We start from the raw sequence: 19,480 nt of genomic DNA on the forward strand, positions 1-19,480 counted from the left end.
ATGACTGTCGTGGAAGAGACCGCCCCCGCCCCCGTCGCGGCCCCGGCCGAGGCGGCCGCCGGCCCGGGAACCGGCCCGGACGCCGGCCCGCCCGAGGAGCCCCGCCGCATCGGCGGCCCCACCCGGTCCGGGGTGCTGTCGCTGTGCGGCGCCGCCGCCTCGGGACTGTGCACCGCCGTACTGTTGTTCGGGCAACTAGCGCCCTTCTCTGGTGCGTTGGGCTTCGCCGTCACCGCCTATCTGTGCTTCCTGCTGATCTACGCGGTGCTCACCGGGCTGGAGGAGGACGCACAGGCGGTCCGGGACCGGGTGATGACCGTCGTGCTGTGGACGGCGGCCCTGGTGCTGTGCTCCGCGCTGGTGCTCGTCGTCGGGTTCACCGCCTGGCGGGGCCGGGACGCGCTGCCGCACGCCAACTTCTTCACCCAGGACATGCAGGCGTCGGGCCCGCTCGACCCGCTCACCCGCGGCGGCATCGCCCACGCGATGCTCGGCACCCTCATCATGATCGCCATAGCCCTGGCGATCACCGTCCCGCTCGGCCTGTCCTGCGCCGTCTACCTCAACCAGATCCCCGGCCGGTTCTCCCGGTTCGTACGGACCATCGTCGAGGCGATGACCGCGCTGCCGTCGATCGTGGCCGGCCTGATGGTGTACGCCACCTGGATCCTCGGCCTCGGCATGCAGAAGTCCGGCCTGGCGGCGGCGTTCGCGATCAGCGTGATGATGCTGCCGATCGTGATCCGGGCCGCGGACGTGGTGCTGCGCCTGGTACCGGGCACGCTGACCGAGGCCGCCGAGGCGCTGGGCGCCCCGCGCTGGCGGACCGTGTGGCACGTGATCCTGCCGACGGCCCGTTCCGGGCTCGCCACCGCGGTCATCCTCGGCACCGCGCGCGGCATCGGCGAGACCTCGCCCGTCCTGCTCACCGCGGGCTTCACGGCCGCGCTCAACGCCGACCCCACCCAGGGGCCGATGCTCTCGCTGCCGCTCGCGGTGTTCACCTTCATCAAGTCGCCGGAGCCGACGATGATCGCCCGCGGCTTCGGTGCGGCGGCGGTGCTCATGGTGCTGGTGCTGGTGCTGTTCGCCGTCGCCCGGGTCATCGGCGGCCGCGGGCCGGGCCACCAGAGCCGCCGTCAGGCCCGCCGCACCGCCCGCGCCTCGCGCCGCACCGCCGCCCGCTTCGACGAACTGCACGCCCCCCGGCTGTCGTTGTTCGACGACGACGCCGCGGACGCCGGCCCGGACACGCGCACCGGAACCCACGCCACCAAATCCCCCGTCACCCAAGACCGCCCCGAAGACACCCCCGGCGAGAACACCGGAGAGACCGACTGATGCTCAGCCACCTCATCCCCCGTCTCCGCCGCCTGCGGGCGGCGGCGGCCCTCGCCGCGATGCTCGGCGTGATCGCCGGGCTGCTGGCCGGACCCGCCGCGGCGCCGGCCGCGGCGGAGAGTTACACGCCGATCGCCGGAGCGGGCTCCACCTGGGCGGAGAACGCCGTCGACGAGTGGCGCCGGGCCGTCAACCAGTACGGCATGCGGATCAGTTACGCCGGCACCGGTTCCTCCGACGGCCGCCGCCAGTTCCTCAGCGGCACCGTGGACTTCGCGGTCTCCGACATCCCCTTCCAGACCAACCCGACGGACGGTTCGGCCGCCGAGCGGCCGGCCGCGGGGTCGTACGCCTACATGCCGATCGTGGCCGGCGGCACGGTCTTCATGTACCACCTGACCGCCGGCGGCAAGCGGATCACCAACCTGCGGCTGTCCGGCGACGTCGTCACCAAGATCTTCACCGGCGTGATCAAGAGCTGGGACGACGCGGCCATCCGGGCCGACAACCCCGGCCTGCAGCTGCCGCACCGGGCCATCGTGCCCGTGGTCCGCTCCGACGGCTCCGGCTCCACCGCCCAGTTCACGACGTGGATGGCCGACCAGCACAAGCAGCTGTGGCAGGCGTACTGCGGGCGCGTGGGCCGGTCCGGGGCCTGCGGGCAGACCTCGTACTACCCGACCGTCCCCGGCATGATCGCCCAGTCCGGCGACCTCGGGGTGGCGGGCTACGTCGCCCAGAACTACGGCGAGGGCGCGATCGGCTACGTCAACTACTCCTACGCCCTCAACGCGCACTTCCCGGTCGCCAAGGTCCTGAACCACTCCGGCTACTACACCGAGCCGACCCCCCAGAACGTCGCCGTCTCGCTGCTCAAGGCGAAGATCAACACCGACAAGAACTCACCGGACTACCTCACCCAGAAGCTGAACGGCGTCTACAACGACACCGACAAGCGCAACTACCCGCTGTCCAGCTACTCGTACATGATCCTGCCGCTGAAGGTGCAGGGCACCTTCACCAAGGCCAAGGGCAAGACGCTGGGCGCGTTCTCGTACTACTTCATGTGCCAGGGGCAGCAGGCGGCGCCCCAGCTCGGCTACTCGCCGCTGCCGATCAACCTGGTGCAGGCGGGCTTCGAGCAGATCCGCCGGATCCCGGGCGTGGTGGCGCAGAACGTCAACATCAAGGGCTGCAACAACCCCACCTTCACCGCCTCCGGCCGCAACAAGCTCGCCGAGGAGGCGCCGTACCCCGCGGCGTGCGACAAGAAGGGCGCGGCGCCCTGCACGACCGGCAGCGGAGGAGCGAAGGCCGGCGGCGGCACCTCGGGCGGCTCGTCCGGCGGTTCCGGGACCGGCGGCGGCACGGGCGGCACGGGCGGCGCCGCGTCCGGCGGCTCGACGGGCGGCGGCGGCACGTCGGGCGGGGGCGGTACGGGGGGCGCCGCGTCCGGCGGCGGCTCCGGGACGGCCGTCGACCCCGACACCGGGCAGACCGTCGCCGCCGACGGCACCGCGAGCGGCTCCGCCGGGGGCGCGGGCGGCACCGTGGCTCTCGCCCAGCCGGTCTCGGTGAGCGGCCGGAGCGGCTGGACGAGCACCCAGACGCTGATGCTGCTGGCCTCGTTCCTGGTGCTGGGGCTGGTGCTGCTGCCGTCCGTCGTGTCGCGGCTGCTGGCCGGCGCCCGCTCCCACGACGACGCCAAGGACGGGGGCCGGCGATGAGACTGCCGCGCCACGCCTCGGGCCTGCGCAACGTTCTGGCCCGACGCAACGCCCCCGTCCGGCCCGACGCCCGGACCCGACGCAACGCCCCCGTCCTGCGCAACGCCCTGGTCCGCCTGGTGGCCGGTGCCGCGGCCGGCGCCCTGGCGGGGCTCGCGGTCGCCCAGGCGGCGCCCGCGGCCCCGCTCGGCGCGGGCGGCGCCGCCACGGGCTCCGCCGTCACCGTCGCCGGCCGCGGCGAGTTCAAGGACATGAAGTTCACGGTCAGCCAGACCACCCACCTCACCAGCCAGGCCGTCAAGGTGTCCTGGACGGGCGGCGCCCCGACCAGCTTCGCGGGCACCCTGTTCGACACCGACTTCGTGCAGATCATGCAGTGCTGGGGCGACGACGACGGCACCGTCCCGTCCAACCCCGGCCCGCCGCGCACCCAGTGCCAGTACGGCGCCTCCCCGACCACCGACCGCGGCAACTGGCCCGGCAACGGGCAGGACGACACCCGCCAGGTCTTCTACAGCGCCGACCCCACCAACTACGGCCAGGACGACCGGTACGGCGCGGCCAACCCCAGCGCGCCGGGCGAGGTGCCGTTCAAGTCGGTGGACGGCACGGTCATCACCACCGGCACGCAGAACAACGCGCTGTTCAACCGCAACACCACCAACGAGGTCGACTTCGCCCGCACCGGCGCCGACGGCACCGGCCAGGAGTACTTCGAGGTGCAGACCGCCAACGAGGCCCCGCACCTGGGCTGCGGCCTGCCGGTCACCCGCGGCGGCGTCACCGAGCCGCGCTCCTGCTGGCTGGTGATCGTCCCGCAGGGCCGTCTGGACCTGGACGGCAAGCCGTACGCCGACCACAGCCAGGTCAACGCGGGCTCCCCGGTGTCCTCCACCAACTGGAAGAACCGCGTCGCGATCCCGCTCGGCTTCAACACCGTCGGCGCCAACTGCGCGCTCGGCGCGAAGGAACGGCCCACCCTCGGCAGCGAACTGGCCGCCGACGCCATGACCAGCTGGCAGGCCGCCCTGTGCCCGGCCGGCAAGGTCTACGGCTACACGCAGCTCGGTGAGCCGGACACCCGCGCCCGGCTGACCGCCGACGGCGGCTCCGGCCTCGCCCTCACCACCCGCGCGCTGGGCGCCGACCCGGGCACGACCGCGCCGTCCGGGACGACGACGTACGCTCCGGTCGCCCTCTCCGGCGCCGTCATCGGATTCACGATCGAACGCAGACCCAAGGCCGGGGCGCCGGACGACATCCGCAGGCTGGCGGGCACCAAGGTCGAGTCGATCAAGCTCACCCCGCGGCTGGTCGCCAAGCTGCTCACCGAGTCGTACCGCAACTCGCCCTGGGGAGCGGTGGTCGGCGACACCACGGCCAAGGGCTACGGCTGGGCGAAGAACAACCCCGCCGGGCTGGCCGGCGACCCCGAATTCATCGACCTGAACCCGGAGTTCGCGTACCTGTCGGTCGCCGAGACCCCGGCCACCGACACCGACCTGCTCACCTCGCTCGGCCACACCGACACCGCCCGCGCGCTGTGGCGGTGGATCATGGCCGACAAGGAGGCCCGGCAGTTCCTCGACGGCGTCTCCGACGACCACGGGATGCGCGTCAACCCGTACTACAGCACCAACGCGGACCTGAACCCGGCCGGCGTCCCGTTCGACCCGTCGGCCACGGACGACTACCCCAAGAGCGACCCGTGGTGCACGGTCCCGCCGGGCACCGACGCGCCCGCCGACCAGAAGCAGTGCATGACCGACTTCCACCCGTACGTGGCGGACATGCACTCCGGCGCCCTGCACACCCGGCGCGCCGACACGCTGTGGAAGTCGAGCTGGGACGCGCTGGCCAACCCGCCCGCGTACAAGAGCACCGGCCCGCAGACGGTCGGTTCCCGGTTCGTGATCACGGTCACCGACGCGGCCTCCGCCGCCCGGTACGGCCTGCAGACCGCCGAACTGCGCAACACGGCGGGCCGCTTCGTCGCCCCGTCGGCCGGCTCGCTGACCGAGGCGGCCAAGGGCGCCTCCGGCACCGGCGTCGCCGAGATCACCCCGGCGAACGCCACGGCGAAGGGCGCCTACCCGCTGGCCCAGCTGGTGTACGCGGCCGTCCGCCCCGGCTCGCTGAAGGCGGACGCCCGCAAGGACTACGCGGCGCTGCTGACGTACGCGGCGGGCGGCGGCCAGGTCAGCGGCGCCGACCCGGGCCGCCTGCCGGCCGGGTACGCGCCCCTGCCGCAGGCCTTCCGCACCCGCACGGCCCACGCGGCCGAAGCGCTCCTGCACTACACCGGGCCGACGACCACGGACGACACCCCCTCCGCGGGCGGCGGCAGCGGCAGCGGCTCCGAGACCCTCGGCACGGGCGCGGGCGGCAGCGGCACCGGCGGCACGGCGGCCGGCGGCGGCACGGGCACCGAGTCCGCGCCGGGCGGCGGCGCCGGCGCCACCCCGAGCACGCGGGCGTCGTACGACGGCGGCAAGGCGCTGCAGACCACCGCCGCGGGCAACACGCCCGCGGACCCGGCCAACCCGCTGCGCTACGCCGTCCCGGTCGGCGCCGCCCTCGGCGCGGCGGCCGGGGTGGGCGCCCCCTTCGCGGGCGGCAGCCGGCCGCGACTGCCGCTGCGGGTGCCGCTGCCGGGCGGCCGCACGGTGACGCTCGTACCGGAGTTCACCCTGCCGGAGCGGCTGCGGAGGCTGCTGCCGCCCGGCCGGGGCTGAGAACCGGGCCCTGAAGGGCCCGCGCTCCCCACAGACGGCCGCCCGCCCCGAAAGGCAGTCGGGGCGGACGGCCCGTACCACCCTGCCAGATCCCCTCGCTCACTCCGCACTACCCTCAGGAGACTCTCGATGCGCACAACGCGCTCCACTGCGGTGCTCGTCGCCGCGGCCGTGGTGTCCGGCGGCCTGGTTCTCACCAGCCCGGCGTACGCCGACCCCACCCCCGCGGGGACGTACCGTCAGCTCGTCGGCGTGGGCTCGGACACCACGCAGGACGTGATGAACGCGCTGGCCGGCGACACGGTCAACGGCAAGAGCTACGCGGGCACCGCCGTGAAGTCGGCGGACGGCGCGGGCATCGCCTCCTACGACGCGATCGAGCCCGGCACCGGCTCCACCTCCTCGTCGATCCAGACCCGCTCGGGCGGCCCGTCCTTCCTGCGCCCGAACGGCTCCGGCAAGGGCCGCCTCGCCCTGAGCGAGTCGCTGACCGGCGACAAGTACCCGGACTCCGCCGGCGCCTCCATCAAGGGCCAGGTCGACTTCGCGCGCTCCTCCGGCACCCCGAGCGTCTCGGGCACCGCCCTCACCTACATCCCGTTCGCCCGGGACGCGGTGGGCGTCGCGGTGAAGGGCTCAGCTCTGGACACCCTGACGGTGGACCAGCTGCACGACATCTACTCCGGTTCGCTGACCCAGGTCGGCGGCCAGACCGTGCACCCGAAGATCCCGCAGAGCGGCTCGGGCACCCGCAAGTTCTTCCTGTCGGCGATCGGCCTGACCGACGCGACGCTCTCCCCGAACGTCCCGACGGTCCAGGAGAACCAGGGCGACGCCGCGCTGACCGAGGACGGCGCGCTGGTGCCGTTCTCCGTCGGCAGCTGGATCGCGCAGGTCAACGGCGTCGCCCCGGACTACACCAAGGACGCGGCCGCCGCGGGCGGCCACCTGGCGGCGGTGCAGCTGCCCGGCGACAGCGGCGCCACCACCCCGGTGACGACCGTGAACGGCAAGCTCTCGCCGGTCAGCGCCTACTACGAGAACTCCACCTTCGGCCGCGACGTCTACAACGTCGTCCCGAGCCGGGCGATCGACCCGACCAGCATCTTCTTCGACAAGGACCTGTACGACGTCTTCGTCACCAGCGGCAGCCACACCGCCGAGCTGGCCTCCGACGCCGCCGAGCAGGTCATCGCCGCCTTCGGCTTCGTGAACGAGTCGTACAACGGCTCAACCAGCGTGGCCAAGCACGCCAAGCTGGGCGGCCTGGAGGAGTCGGGCATCGACACCTCGACGCCGGCCGCGCCCGGCCTGAAGGCCACCCTCGGCGACGCGAGCGTCAAGCTGACCTGGACGGCCCCCGCCGCCACCGGGCTGCCGGTGACCGACTACCGGCTCACGCTGACCCGTTCGGACGGCAGCGTGGCGGCCGTCAAGGACGTCCCGGCCACCACGAAGTCGTACACCTTCGGCAACCTGGCCCTCGGCGGTTACACGGCCACCGTCTCGGCCGCCAACCTCAACGGCACCGGCGCCGCCGCCTCCTGGAACGGCACCGTCAAGTACGGCAGCACCACCACGGCGAGCGCGCCCAAGACCGCGTACGGCAAGGCCCCGAAGGTCGCCGTCACCGTCACGGGCACGCACGGGGTCGTCCCGACCGGCACGGTGACCGTGAAGGAGGGCTCCACCACGCTGGGCACCGGCACCCTGGACAGCTCCGGCAAGGCGACGGTCAGCCTGTCGAACCACCTCAAGGTGGCCACGCACACGCTGACGGTCTCCTACGGCGGCAACGGCAAGCTGCTCGGCTCGAGGACGAGCGTCAGCCTGACGGTCACGAAGGCCACGCCGACCGTCACCACCTCCGCGCCCACCACCGTCAGCCACACCGCGCACGCCAAGGTCACGGTGAAGGTCGCCGCGACCGGCACCACGCCGACCGGCACGGTGCGGATCTACGAGGGCACGCGGGTGATCGCCACCGGCACCCTGAGCGGCGGCAAGGTGGCCGTCACCCTGCCCCTGCTGAGCCGCGGCTCGCACACCCTGCACGCCGCCTACGCGGGCTCCTCGACGGTGTCCGCCAAGAACGGCGCGAACTTCACCGTCAAGTCCACCTGACACCCCGCCCGGGGGACCGCCGTGCCGCGGTCCCCCGGGCACGCCCGCCCCCACCAACCCCATCCGAACCCCACAACGCGCGACACCGCCGCAGCCGGCGGCATCGCCATGCTCAGCGAAGGAGGCGGGCCGCCGTGACGGTCGCCGTGCAGACCACGCTCACATCGTCCCCCGCACGGCCACGGGTACGGGCCGCCACCGCCGTCCGCCATCTCGCCCGGGGCGCCCTGCTCAGCGTCGCCGCCCTGCTGCTCGGCATGACCGTTCAGCTGCTGCTGGTCAGCGGGATCCAGGAACGCTCCGCGCAGCACGCCGCGTTCGACCGGCTGCGGGGCGAACTCGCCCTGGGCACCGCCCCGGTGGCCCAGGCCGACCCGCAGGGCGCACTGCTGGCGCCCGGCACCCCGCTCGCCCTGATCGAGATCCCCGCGATCGGTGTCCGGCAGGTCGTCTTCGAAGGCACCGACTCCACCGTCCTGACCGGCGGCCCCGGACACCGCCGGGACACCCCGATGCCCGGACAGGCCGGAAGCAGCGTGCTGATGGGCCGCGCGGCGGCGTACGGCGGCCCGTTCGGACGCCTGGCGCGGCTCACCGCCGGAGACACCCTCACGGTGGTCACCGGCCAGGGCAAGGCCCGCTACCGGGTGCTGGACGTACGACGGGCGGGCGACCCGGCGCCCGCGGCACCGGCCTCCGGCAAGGGCCGGCTGGTGCTGGTGACGGCCACCGGTCCGCGCTTCATGCCGGGCGGTGTGCTGCGCGTCGACGCCGATCTGGTCTCCGCGGCCTTCCAGACCCCGGCCGCCGTCATCCGCCCCGGCACGCTGCCGGAGTCCGAACAGCCGCTGGCCCGCCCGGCGGGGGTGCCGTGGCCGCTGGTGATGTGGCTGCAGGCGCTGCTGGCCGCCGCCGTGGCCGCCGTCTGGGCCTGGCATCGCTGGGGCAGGCAGCAGACCTGGATCGTCTTCGCCCCGGTCGTCGCGGTGCTGGGCCTCGAGGTGGCCACGCGCGCGACCGAACTCCTGCCGAACCTGCTGTGACCGCCCGCCCGCCCAGCCCCGCCGTGAACCGAGGTACCGAGATGACGGACACCACCTGCACTCCGATCGACACGCCCGTCGACACCCCGGCCGAGGCCCAGGCAGACGCCTTGGCCGACACCGCCGTGCTGCCTTCCGCGGCCGGCGGGCCGGCCATCGCCCCCGCCGCCCTGGAAGCCCGTGCCGTGTCGGCCTGGTTCGGCAGCCACCAGGTGCTGAGCCGGGTGTCCCTGACGATGCCCGCCGGGCAGGTCACCGCGCTGATCGGCCCGTCCGGCTGCGGCAAGTCGACGTTCCTGCGCACGCTCAACCGCATGCACGAGCTGATCCCGGCGGCGCGGTTCGGCGGCGAGGTCCTCTTCGAGGGGGAGGACATCTACGGCCCCGGACGCCGCCTGACCGACGCGCGCCGCCGGATCGGCATGGTGTTCCAGAAGCCGAACCCGTTCCCCGCGATGTCGATCTACGACAACGTGGTGGCCGGGCTGAAGCTGACGGGCGTCCGCGCGCACCGCCGCGAGAAGGACGAGCTGGTGGAGGAGTCGCTCACCCGGGCCGGTCTGTGGAAGGAGGTCCGCGACCGCCTGCGCCAGCCGGGCGGCGCGCTCTCCGGCGGCCAGCAGCAGCGGCTGTGCATCGCCCGCGCGCTGGCGGTACGACCCAGGGTGCTGCTCATGGACGAACCGTGCTCGGCGCTGGACCCCACTTCCACCCGCCGGGTGGAGGAGACGATCCACGAACTCGCCGGCGAGGTGACCATCGTGATCGTCACGCACAACATGCAGCAGGCCGCCCGCGTCTCCAGCCAGTGCGCGTTCTTCCTCGCCGAGCAGGGCACCCCGGGCGGCATCGTCGAGCACGGTCCCACGGACCGCATCTTCGCCGGCCCGCAGGACACCCGCACCGCGGACTACGTGGCGGGCCGCTTCGGCTGACGCGGTGGGAGATGTCCCGTGCGGGGTCCGGACGGTGGGACGTCCGGGCCCCGCACGGGACGGGAGCGTCAGCGCTTCATGAGCGCGAAGACTCCCCAGCCGAGGTACTCACGCGTGGAGCGCGCGTAGCGGGCGGGCTCGGTGGTGAGTTCCTCCCGCACCTCGGGGGCCAGTTCGTCGTCCGGGTTCAGGTCGAGCCAGCGGCGCATGCTGAGCCACTGGGCGGCGGCGTACCGGTCCCAGCTGTCCTGGTCGGCCAGCACCATCTCCACGACGTCGTACCCGAGGTCCTGGAACTGCTCGATCAGGTCCGGGAGGGGCACGAAGTCGGCGACGCCGGTGGCGTGGCAGGCCTTGGCGGTGTCCTCGTCCGGAGGGGTCCGCCGCCAGTACGGCTCGCCGATCAGCATCAGGCCTCCGGGGCGGAGGCTGCGGTCGAGCAGCTCGGCCGTTCCGGCGACTCCGTTGCCGATCCATGTGGCGCCGATACAGGCGGCCAGGTCGACCGGCTGGTCAGCGACATGGCCGGCGGCGTCACCGTGGACGAACTCGACCCGGTCGGCGACGCCGAGTTCGACGGCGCGGGCCCGGGCCTGCTCGGTGAAGACCGTGCTGATGTCCACCCCGGTGCCGGTGATCCCGTGGTCGCGCGCCCAGGTGCACAGCATCTCGCCCGAGCCGCTGGCCAGGTCGAGCATCCGGGTCCCGGGGGCGAGGCGGAGCGCTTCGCCCAAGGCGGCGAGCTTGGCGGCGGTCAGCGGGTTGTGGATCCGGTGGCCGCTCTCGCGGACGGTGAAGATGCGGGGAAGGTCCATGACCAGGTTCCTTTCCGTCATGCCTTGCGGTGGGGGGAGCGATCGGTGGCGCGTCGCAGGCGCGCGGTGTCCTTCACGGGCCGCCCCTGTTCAGCGCACGGCGGCACGTCGGCGCGGGAGACGGCCACCGCGCGGACGGGTCCGGTCTCGGCGGCGATGCCGCACAGACCGCGCTCGGCCCGCACCACGCGGCCGGGAATCAGTCCTCCGGCCCGCGACGGGGTGAGGGAACGCTCACGTTCCGCGTCCCGGCCGTGCTCGGCCGGAGTCAGGACGCGCGCAGGAGAAGAGAGAGCGGGTTGGTGTGAAGTGGGTTGTCGAAACAACGTGGAGACCCTTGAAAGGGGGCCCCGCCGGACGGCAGGCGTGCCGGAACCGCTCCCACCGGGGAGGAAGGCAGGCGAAGGTCAGGACGAGGCCCGGGAAGTGAGGATGATCCGGGCACCGCGCACAGCGGCGGTCTCCACGGCACTCATCAACTCACCTCCGTCGATCTCCGTGAGCGAACCGGTTGTCGCCGACCCAACGTTACACCCGCCGTGGACGCCGGCGCCGCTCCCGGAACCCCCGGGAGGACAGGGCCGTCAGGGGTGGTCGGCGCAGCAGGGTGTGGGGTCGGGCACCTCGAAGGGCGCGAGGGTGCCGCCGGCGGCCGGGACCAGGGCGAGGGTCAGCCGCCCGTCGTGCCATTCGGGCCGTACGTGGTCGCGGGTGTGCACCGGGGTGGCCGGGTCGGGCCCCGGCCCGTCGGCCGGCGCGCCGACCACCGTGAGCCGGTCGACGGCGGTCAGGGCGAGCAGGTCGGCCACGGTGACGGTGCCGGTGAGGTGCTCGGCTCCGGGGTAGAGCACGGCCCGGCCGCCGCGCCGGGCGGTGTGTTCCGCGGCGGCGAGCGCGGCCGCGCGAGACGCCGTGCGCGGTCCGTGCGTACGGTCCCCGAGGGCCGCGCCCAGTTCCGGCATGTCCAGGGCTGCCAGTCGCCGCCATGCCACCTCGGCCGCGCCCGCGTCGGGCAGGGCGAGGGAGACGGCGGTGCCCCGCCGGTCGTCGGTGCGGATCAGGTGGGTGCAGGCGATCGTGCCGGCCGGGAGGCCGAGCCGGTCCGCCAGATGGTGGACGAGGTGGTCGGCATCGCGCAGGCTCGCGGTCCCGGCGTCCACCCCGATGACGGAATGGACGCCGGACACGGTGTGGGGTGCGGTCATGCGGGCAGGACCCACATCGGGTTGGAGTAGAACCACAGGTCCTTCCACGGGTCCGCGTCGCCGAGGACGTCCATGGCGGGACCCGCCGGGTCGACGGAGGAGCCGCCCAGGCCGACGGCGGTGCGGTTGCCGTCGGTGCCGCGCAGCCGCACGTACACCGGCTTGTCCACGGGGCCGAGCGAGTACGTCAGGCGGACCGCGCCGGTGGCCTTGTTCACCTCGAAGGACTTCACGACCTTGGTGCTGGGCGTGGTGAAGGTGTCCTTGTCCGCCACCGAGCCGGTGACATCGCCCTGGATGACGTCGACGCGGGCCAGCGTGGGCACGAACTGCGCCCAGTTGGGGCCGTTCGCGAGGCTGATCTCGACGACCAGGTCGACCTCGCTGCCGCGGCGCACCTGCAGCATTCCGCCCAGGGTCACCGCCCGGCCGCCGGAGCGCAGTTGCGCGTTCAGGCCGCTGATCAGGCCGCCGTGGTCGACCCAGACGCGGCCGGCCCGGATGCCGTCCATGACCGCCTGGTAGGAGAAGGACGCGGCGCCGACATGGGTGCGGGAGTACTGGCCGGGCCAGTAGTCGCCGTCGGAGAGGTTGAGCCCGCCGCCGTAGACGGGGTCGTTGTAACGGCCGTTGCCCGCGAAGTCGCTGTTCGGACCGCGGACGGAGTTGTCGGCGTAGACGCTGTGGGAGTCGGAGTTGGCGGTGATCCACCAGGGCTTGCCCTCGGCGAGCAGGCTGTCCCACAGGCCGCCGACGGTGGCGGTCATCCAGTCGAAGCCGCCCCAGGTGCGGTAGCTCTCCAGCGGGTACGCCGCGAACGAGTCGGCGCTGGGGCTGTTGTCGTAGTAACCGCGCCCGGAGCCGGGGCCGTTGGGGGCGGCGATGCCGGCGGCCTGGTGGCCGGGGGCACCCTCCATGCCGACGGCGATCGTCGGCTGCGCGTCGCGCCAGCCGCGGATCTCGTGCGGGGAGTCGATGCCCTTGCGGGCCGGGTGGTTGGCCAGGAGCAGGGCGTCCTTGACCTTGCGCCGCTGCACCTGCTCGGCGAGGAAGTCGATACCGGCGATGGCGAGCGCCTCGTTCGTGGCCGTGCCGGCCGTGGCGCCCTTGACGCTGCCGTCGAAGGAGTTCTCGAACTCCTTCAGCACCGCGACCTCGTTCTTGCCGGGGTGGACGAAGACGGTGCCGTGCTCGGCGGCCGGGATGTTCCACTCCAGGCCCTGGAAGACCAGCGTGTCCTCGATCTGGTCACGGGCGGCGACGATGTCCGGATTGACCTTCTCCACGCCGATCTTGGCGTGGGTGACGCTGCCGTGGTCGGTGATGACCATCCAGTCCAGGCCGTGCGCGTTCGCCTGCCGGACGTGGTCGATGACCCGGTACTTGCCGTCCGAGCTGTGCTGGGTGTGGATGTGGTGGTCACCGGCCAGCCACAGGTACCGGCCGGAGCGTGAGGTGTGTGTGGCGGGCATCGCCGCGGTCGACGCGGCCGCCTCTCCCGCGCCGCTGAGCACGCTGCCCGCCGCGAGCCCGGCGCCGAGCAGCCCGGCGCGGCGCAGCATGGACCGCCGCGACTGCTGGCCGGGCGTCAACTCCTCGTCCGGGACGGACGTGTCGAGGGCGGGCGGCAGGGACGAGAGGTTCTCGTCTCCATGGTGATGGTGGTGGCCGTGGTCGTGTGTGTGGCCGTGGCTCATGTTCAACTCCCGCGGGAGAGCAGGCGCGTACGCGCCGGGGACGCGCCAAGTGTGAAAAGCCCGCGTGAACGCCTGGAGGCGGAACGATGCTGGGGCGAGGAACGCCCGATGTGCAGCGAGAGCCTTTCGGCCACCGGCGCGTGGCCCGCGGTCCCGGCGGGCCGGTGCGGCCGCAGCGGTCCGCCGGGAGCATGTGGTGGGACGCTCACGCGTCCCGGTCGGTGCCCCGCAGCCACGCCGTGCCTTGCCGGCTGACGATCACCCAGCCGTCGTCCGCGCCGTAGCGCATGTCGGCCACGAGGTACATGTGGTGGCGCAGCCAGGCCACGGCCTCGCTGACGGCGCCCATCGCGGCCGGGTCCTTGCGGTGCTGTCTCCGCATCGACCGCACCCAGTTGTCCAGGTTCAGCGGCGGCTTGTCCAGAAGCAGGTCGCTCAGCAGCAGGCGGGCCAGCTCGTCGACGGGCAGCGCCGTCAACTTCTCACCGGGCATGGCGAGCAGGGCAAGGCGGCTTGACATGAGGCACCTCTCGGAGGGTGGTTGAGGGGAGGACGGAGCGCGGGGTCGGCAGTGGCGTCGGTCCGAACACCCGGACGGTGATCGCCGGAGAGAAGACAACCACGCACAAGGGGACGTGTGCAGCCGATCGGTCGTCCTGGGCCCGGGCGGGATGCGGGCAGGTCGGCGCGGTCGGGCGTGTAACCTGTGCACGCCCCCCACGCACATTGGATCGATCCGTCGTATCCGACGTATCCGTCCCAGGGGATGAGGGGCCAGATGGAGCGGTTGTACAAGCGCGGCAGCAGATCCTGCGAGCCGCAGGACATCGAGCCGGACACGCGTGCCGCGATCGCCGCGCACGCGGAGGAGCGTTCCCTCGGCGACGTCCTGGCGAACGCGGTGGCCTGCTGTGACACCGTCAGCACGCGCCTGTACAAGACGGGGCTGTTCTCACGGCTGAAGGGCATGTCGGATCCGGACCCCGAGCACCGCACCGTCGCCCTGTTCACCCCCCGCCACCTGGTGGTCGCGGTGACCCGGGCGTCCACCGGCACCACCGTCATGTCCGCCCGGCTGGACGGCATGAGCCTGTCCGGCCGCAACGCCGTGGCCGACCGCTTCCCGGGCCTTGGCAGCGCTCTGGAGGACAGCGGCATCAGCGTCAACGCCCACTGGTCCAGGCACCCGGAGTACGGCGCCTACTACGTCGCGCTCGGCGACGACGACGCCGGGAAGGACTTCCTGGAAGGGCTGCGCGAGGCGGTCGCGGCGGCGCAGCAGAGCTGATCCCCGGTCAGGCGGATCCGGTGCGCCCGAGCCGGATCCGCTCCCTGCGTCCCCCGGGCCGCGGACGCCCGGGTCAGGACCGGGGCCAGGTCTCGGGGAGGCCGTGGCCGCCGTCGGCCACGAGGACCGAGCCGGTGACGAACGAAGCCGACTCGTGCGCCAGGAACAGCACGCAGGCGGCGATCTCCTCGGGCGTCCCGCTGCGCCCGATGGGGCCCGCCGCGGCGGCCTCCGCCTCGAACGCCAGCTGCGAGCCGGTCGCGACATAGCCGGGCGCCACCACGTTCACGGTGACGCCGTCCCCGACGACCTCCAGGGCGAGCGCCCGGGAGAGCCCCACCAGTCCCGCCTTCGCCGCGGTGTACGTGGCCTGCCCGGGCATGGCGTTGACCGTGCCGGTGGTGGAGCCGACGGAGACGATGCGGCCGTAGCCGGCCGTTCGCATCGTGGGGACGACGGCCCGGGACATCAGGAAGGCCGTCGTGAGGTTGCGGGCCAGCGCCGCGTTCCATTCGGCCAGCGACAGGGCGGCGACCTCCTCCTCCGCGTCCCAGCCGGACGTCACCGAGGTCATGCCGGCGTTGTTCACCAGCACGTCCAGCCGGCCCCATCGGCTCAGCGCCGCCCGCACCAGGGCGTTCGCGCCCTCCTCCGCGGTCAGGTCGGCCACGACACCGACGGCTGCCTCACCGATCTCCGCGGCACGCTGCTGAATCCGCTCGGACGTCGCGCCCAGCACCACCCGGCAGCCTTCTGCCGCCAGCGCCCGGGCGACGGCCATGCCGATGCCGTCGGGGGCGCCGGCGCCCGTGACGATCGCCACGCGATCTCGGAAGCGGGCCATGGCCCTCACTGTTCACCCTGTCTTTCCTGCGTGCGGGTCTGCTTCTCATGCCTCGACCGCCGCAGCCTCGTCGGAGCGTGCCGACGTCACTGTGCCTGAGCCTTCGGTGTTCACACAAGGCCGGACAGAGGGAAAGCGCACTTCCGCGACCCGTTCGCCACTGATTCCGTTGCCGAAGCGGGCAGCTCATGCCGGATACGTCATCCGGCTACCCCACGCCAAGGTTGCTGACACTCGCGTCGGGAAACGCGTTAGGATGCTGACACAGGTGTCGGCAAAGTGTCTGCCGGCTCGCCTGTTCCCTTGTGAGAGATGGAGATGGACATGTACACGGTGATGAACCGCATCCCGGTCCCCGCGCCGGCCGCGGCGGCGTTCGAGGAGCGATTCGCCGCGAGCATGCGCGAGACGCTGTCCGGGGTCGACGGGCTGCTCTCCGCGCGCCTGCTGCGTCCGGGGCAGGCCGGGGGGACCTACGTCGCGGTGATGGACTTCACCACCGAGGACGCGTTCACGGCCTGGACCCGGTCGGCGGCGTTCCGCGCGGCGCACGGGCCGTCCACGCAGGGGATGTCCAGCGAGGTGGAGACGTTCGAGACCGTCGCCGCCGTCGGCGCCTGAGCGGGACGGATCGCGCACATGTTCCTCGCCATGCGCGACCTGCGGTTCGCCCGCGGTCGCTTCGCACTCGTCGGCGCCGTCGTCGCCCTGATCGCGGTACTCGGCGTCATCCTCTCCGGACTCGCCAGCGGCCTGGCCGACGCCGGCATCTCCTCCCTGCGCGCCCTGCCGGCAACGCACCTCGCCTTCTCCAAGTCGGCCTCCGGAGAGCTGTTCTCCCGCTCCACCGTCACCCGCGAGACGTGGCAGGCGTGGGCCGGCCGGCCGGGGGTGCGCAAGGCCGAGCCGCTCGGCCAGCAGCTCGCGCACGCGCAGCTCGCCCGCGGGCACAAGCAGCTCGACCTGGCCGTCTTCGGAGTGCTGCCCAGCGGCTTCCTGGCCCCGAAGCCCAGCTCCGGCGCGCCCCTGTCCTCCCGGCCGGACGGCATCCTGATCAGCCAGGAGATCGCCGCGGACGGCGTCAGGATCGGCGACCGGCTCACCGTCGGCGGCGCGGACACCGAGCTGACGGTCGTCGGCACGATCGGTCACGCCTCCTTCGGCCACGTCGGCGTCGTCTACGCGCCGCTGCCGCTGTGGCAGAAGCTCCACTACGGGCTCCCCGGCCCGCTGCCGGCCGCCGCCACCGACCAGGCGACCGCCGTGGCCCTCCAGCTGTCCTCCGGCGCCGACGTCGCCGCGATCGACCGGAAGCTGGGCACCCACACCACCGACAAGACCGGCGCCTACGCCGCGTCCCCCGGCTACACCGCCGAATCCAGCACCATGTCCCTGATCCGCGGCTTCCTCTACGCGATCTCCGCGCTGGTCGTCGGTTCCTTCTTCACCGTGTGGACCATCCAGCGCCGCCAGGAGATCGCCCTGCTCAAGGCGATCGGCGCGAGCACCGGCTACATCCTGCGCGACGCCCTGGTCCAGGCCGCCGCCGTCCTCACCGCCGCGACCGCCGCCGGAACCGCCGTCGGACTGGCCCTCGGGGGAGCCATGAACGGCTCGGCGCCCTTCTCGCTCAAGCCGGACCAGGTCACCGTGGCGGCGATCCTGCTGATCGTCCTCGGCCTGGCCGGGGCCGCGGTCGCGGTCCGCCGCATCACCAAAGTGCAGGCCCTCACCGCCCTCGGAGCCGACCGATGACCAGTGCCTCCCCCGCTTCCGCGGCCGCCGACGCCCCCACGGCCCCCGCATCCCTGCGCCTGACCGACGTCACCCTGCGCCTGGGCAGCGGCCAGCAGCAGGTCACCGCCCTCGACCAGGTCAGCCTGACCGTCTCCCCCGGCCAGTTCCTCGCCGTCACCGGACCCTCCGGATCGGGCAAGTCCAGCCTGCTCGCGGTGGCCGGCGGCCTGCAGACACCGTCCGAGGGCACCGTCCACGTCGCCGGCACCGACCTGACCACGCTCAAGGAACACCAGCGCACCGCCCACCGGCGGCACCACATCGGCTACGTCTTCCAGCACGCCAACCTGATGGCCTCCCTCACCGCGCGTGAGCAGCTCCTGCTGCCCGCCCACATCGCCGGGCGGCTGGACGCCGCCGCCCGCCGTCGCGCCGACGAACTGCTGGAAGCGGTCGGCATGGCACAGCGCGCGGACCGGCGTCCGCACCAGTTGTCCGGTGGTGAACGCCAGCGCGTCGGCCTGGCCCGGGCCCTGGTCCTGGCGCCCGAGGTGCTGCTCGTCGACGAGCCCACCTCCGCCCTGGACCGCGCCCGCGCCCGCGACGTCGTCGACCTGCTCGCCGAACAGACCCGGATCCACCACACCGCCACGGTCATGGTCACGCACGACACCGAGATACTGGACACCGCCGACCAGGTCCTGACCCTCCGGGACGGCCGGCTGACCTGACCCACTCCCCGGAAGGCAACCCGCACCATGCCCAAGATCAGTGCCGCAACCGTCGCCGAGCACCGCGCCCAGCAACGGGCCGCACTGATCCGGGCCGCCACCGACCTCCTGGTCGAACAGGGCGCCGCCGCGGTCACCCCGGCCGCGGTCGGCGCCCGCGCCGGGCTGGCACGCTCCAGCTTCTACCAGTACTTCCCCTCCAGCGCCGCCCTGCTGGCCGCCCTCGTCGAGGAGTCCTTCACCGCCGCCAACGCCACCATCACCGCGTCGATGGAAGGCGAGGCCGAGCCCGCCGCCCGGCTCGACGCCTTCATCCGCACCGAGCTCCGCCTCGCCGCCCAGGGCATGCACCGCCCCGCCGGCGCGCTCATGCGCGCCGACCTCCCCCGCGAATGCCGCGACCGCGTCCAGGAACTGCACCAGGTCCATTACGCCCCCCTCATGAGCGCCATCGCCGAGATCGGTCCCGCGAACCCCCGGCTGACCACCCAGCTCGTCGGCGGACTCCTGCAGGCCGCCATGACCGCCGTCGAGAACGGCGCCGACCCGCAGGACGTCGGCGAGCACACCCTCACCCTGCTCCGGCTCGGCCTGCCCGGCATGCGCTGACCACCCGACCGGCCGCCTGCTTCCCCGCCGCGGAACGGGTACCCGTACAGGGCCGCCCGTCCGACCACGGAGGTACGCATGCACCTGACGGCAGCGTTCACGGCGCACCCGCCGAAGAACCGAGCGAAGACCTACGCGGCCACGGCCGGCGCGGTGGCCGCGACCGCCGTGCTGGGCGGGCTGGCGGTGGACGCCGACAGCGCGTGGTACCGCCGGCTGGAGAAACCGCGCTGGCAGCCGCCGAGCCGGGCGTTCGGCCTGGTCTGGACGCCCCTCTACGCCTCGATCGCCGCCGCGTCGGGCCGGGCCCTGCTGCGAGCGCGGCCGGAGCAGCGCCGTCCTCTCGTCGGCAGCCTGGCGGGCAACCTGGTGCTGAACGCGGGCTGGAACTGGCTGTTCTTCGGCTGCCGCAGCACCCGGGCCGGGCTGGCGGGAACTCTCCTGCTGGACGCCGCCAACGTTCATCTGATCCGACGTACGGCCGCCGTGGACCGGCCGGCCGCACGGGCGCTCCTCCCCTACGCGGCCTGGTGCGTCTTCGCCACGGCGCTGAATGCCGACATCGCCTACCGCAACCGGGCCCGGGGCAAAGCCTGAGGACGGTCACCCGGCGCTCTGCCCCGCCGGTCACCCGGCTCCCTGCCCCCGC

General features: G+C 73.3%; 17 protein-coding genes. 12 read left to right on the plus strand and 5 right to left on the minus strand.

Going from position 1 to position 19,480, the window contains the following annotated elements:
* The 6 genes from pstA (at position 1) to pstB (ending at position 9,905) form a co-directional block, all read left to right on the plus strand.
* Positions 1 to 1,341, plus strand: a complete 1,341-nt coding sequence (gene pstA / locus ACZ5GT_RS19460) for a phosphate ABC transporter permease PstA (RefSeq protein WP_469025388.1) — start codon at positions 1 to 3, stop codon at positions 1,339 to 1,341.
* On the plus strand, positions 1,341 to 3,068 hold the full coding sequence (locus ACZ5GT_RS19465) for a phosphate ABC transporter substrate-binding protein PstS (protein ID WP_469025394.1): 1,728 nt from the start codon (positions 1,341 to 1,343) through the stop codon (positions 3,066 to 3,068). The genes pstA and ACZ5GT_RS19465 overlap by 1 nt, the downstream gene beginning before the upstream one ends.
* Complete coding sequence (locus tag ACZ5GT_RS19470) at positions 3,065 to 5,803, plus strand: hypothetical protein (RefSeq protein WP_469025401.1); 2,739 nt, start codon at positions 3,065 to 3,067, stop codon at positions 5,801 to 5,803. The genes ACZ5GT_RS19465 and ACZ5GT_RS19470 overlap by 4 nt, the downstream gene beginning before the upstream one ends.
* Positions 5,804 to 5,932: 129 nt before the next feature.
* Positions 5,933 to 7,927, plus strand: a complete 1,995-nt coding sequence (locus ACZ5GT_RS19475; protein WP_469025405.1) for an Ig-like domain repeat protein — start codon at positions 5,933 to 5,935, stop codon at positions 7,925 to 7,927.
* A 134-nt stretch (positions 7,928 to 8,061) separates the two neighbouring features.
* Positions 8,062 to 8,970, plus strand: a complete 909-nt coding sequence (locus tag ACZ5GT_RS19480) for a sortase (protein WP_469025411.1) — start codon at positions 8,062 to 8,064, stop codon at positions 8,968 to 8,970.
* A 41-nt stretch (positions 8,971 to 9,011) separates the two neighbouring features.
* Complete coding sequence (pstB, locus tag ACZ5GT_RS19485; protein ID WP_469025418.1) at positions 9,012 to 9,905, plus strand: phosphate ABC transporter ATP-binding protein PstB; 894 nt, start codon at positions 9,012 to 9,014, stop codon at positions 9,903 to 9,905.
* Between the two features lie 68 nt (positions 9,906 to 9,973).
* On the opposite strand, the gene ACZ5GT_RS19490 is transcribed toward pstB, so the two are convergent.
* The 4 genes from ACZ5GT_RS19490 to ACZ5GT_RS19505 all read right to left on the minus strand — a co-directional run bounded on the left by ACZ5GT_RS19490 (position 9,974) and on the right by ACZ5GT_RS19505 (position 14,142).
* The gene (locus ACZ5GT_RS19490; protein WP_469025421.1) at positions 9,974 to 10,720 is read right to left on the minus strand and encodes an SAM-dependent methyltransferase; all 747 of its coding nucleotides are present in this window, start codon (positions 10,718 to 10,720) and stop codon (positions 9,974 to 9,976) included.
* A 584-nt stretch (positions 10,721 to 11,304) separates the two neighbouring features.
* Complete coding sequence (locus tag ACZ5GT_RS19495; RefSeq protein ID WP_469025428.1) at positions 11,305 to 11,925, minus strand: hypothetical protein; 621 nt, start codon at positions 11,923 to 11,925, stop codon at positions 11,305 to 11,307.
* The gene (locus tag ACZ5GT_RS19500) at positions 11,922 to 13,622 is read right to left on the minus strand and encodes a PHP domain-containing protein (RefSeq protein ID WP_469025435.1); all 1,701 of its coding nucleotides are present in this window, start codon (positions 13,620 to 13,622) and stop codon (positions 11,922 to 11,924) included. The genes ACZ5GT_RS19495 and ACZ5GT_RS19500 overlap by 4 nt, the downstream gene beginning before the upstream one ends.
* A 205-nt stretch (positions 13,623 to 13,827) precedes the next feature.
* Positions 13,828 to 14,142, minus strand: coding sequence for a hypothetical protein (locus ACZ5GT_RS19505; protein ID WP_469025440.1), 315 nt, complete (start codon positions 14,140 to 14,142; stop codon positions 13,828 to 13,830).
* A gap of 258 nt (positions 14,143 to 14,400) precedes the next feature.
* Here ACZ5GT_RS19505 and ACZ5GT_RS19510 point away from each other — a divergent pair, with 258 nt between their 5' ends.
* Positions 14,401 to 14,910 carry a hypothetical protein gene (locus ACZ5GT_RS19510; RefSeq protein WP_469025447.1) on the plus strand — a complete coding sequence of 170 codons (510 nt, stop codon included), beginning with the start codon at positions 14,401 to 14,403 and terminating at the stop codon, positions 14,908 to 14,910.
* A gap of 73 nt (positions 14,911 to 14,983) precedes the next feature.
* On the opposite strand, the gene ACZ5GT_RS19515 is transcribed toward ACZ5GT_RS19510, so the two are convergent.
* Positions 14,984 to 15,754: an SDR family NAD(P)-dependent oxidoreductase gene (locus tag ACZ5GT_RS19515; protein WP_469025452.1), complete on the minus strand. Its 771-nt coding sequence runs from the start codon at positions 15,752 to 15,754 to the stop codon at positions 14,984 to 14,986.
* A 312-nt stretch (positions 15,755 to 16,066) separates the two neighbouring features.
* Between ACZ5GT_RS19515 and ACZ5GT_RS19520 the strand changes: the two genes are divergently transcribed.
* The 5 genes from ACZ5GT_RS19520 to ACZ5GT_RS19540 all read left to right on the plus strand — a co-directional run bounded on the left by ACZ5GT_RS19520 (position 16,067) and on the right by ACZ5GT_RS19540 (position 19,428).
* A complete protein-coding gene (locus ACZ5GT_RS19520) occupies positions 16,067 to 16,375 on the plus strand; it encodes an antibiotic biosynthesis monooxygenase family protein (protein WP_469025457.1) in 309 nt (102 codons plus the stop codon).
* A gap of 18 nt (positions 16,376 to 16,393) precedes the next feature.
* The gene (locus ACZ5GT_RS19525; RefSeq protein WP_469025461.1) at positions 16,394 to 17,509 is read left to right on the plus strand and encodes an ABC transporter permease; all 1,116 of its coding nucleotides are present in this window, start codon (positions 16,394 to 16,396) and stop codon (positions 17,507 to 17,509) included.
* Positions 17,506 to 18,222: an ABC transporter ATP-binding protein gene (locus ACZ5GT_RS19530; protein WP_469025467.1), complete on the plus strand. Its 717-nt coding sequence runs from the start codon at positions 17,506 to 17,508 to the stop codon at positions 18,220 to 18,222. Before ACZ5GT_RS19525 ends, ACZ5GT_RS19530 begins: the two co-directional genes overlap by 4 nt.
* A gap of 27 nt (positions 18,223 to 18,249) precedes the next feature.
* The gene (locus ACZ5GT_RS19535; protein ID WP_469025474.1) at positions 18,250 to 18,831 is read left to right on the plus strand and encodes a TetR/AcrR family transcriptional regulator; all 582 of its coding nucleotides are present in this window, start codon (positions 18,250 to 18,252) and stop codon (positions 18,829 to 18,831) included.
* A 78-nt stretch (positions 18,832 to 18,909) separates the two neighbouring features.
* Positions 18,910 to 19,428 carry a TspO/MBR family protein gene (locus ACZ5GT_RS19540; protein ID WP_469025481.1) on the plus strand — a complete coding sequence of 173 codons (519 nt, stop codon included), beginning with the start codon at positions 18,910 to 18,912 and terminating at the stop codon, positions 19,426 to 19,428.
* Positions 19,429 to 19,480: the final 52 nt, after the last annotated feature.

The sequence above is a fragment of the Streptomyces sp. NPDC031340 genome, assembly GCF_055569945.1.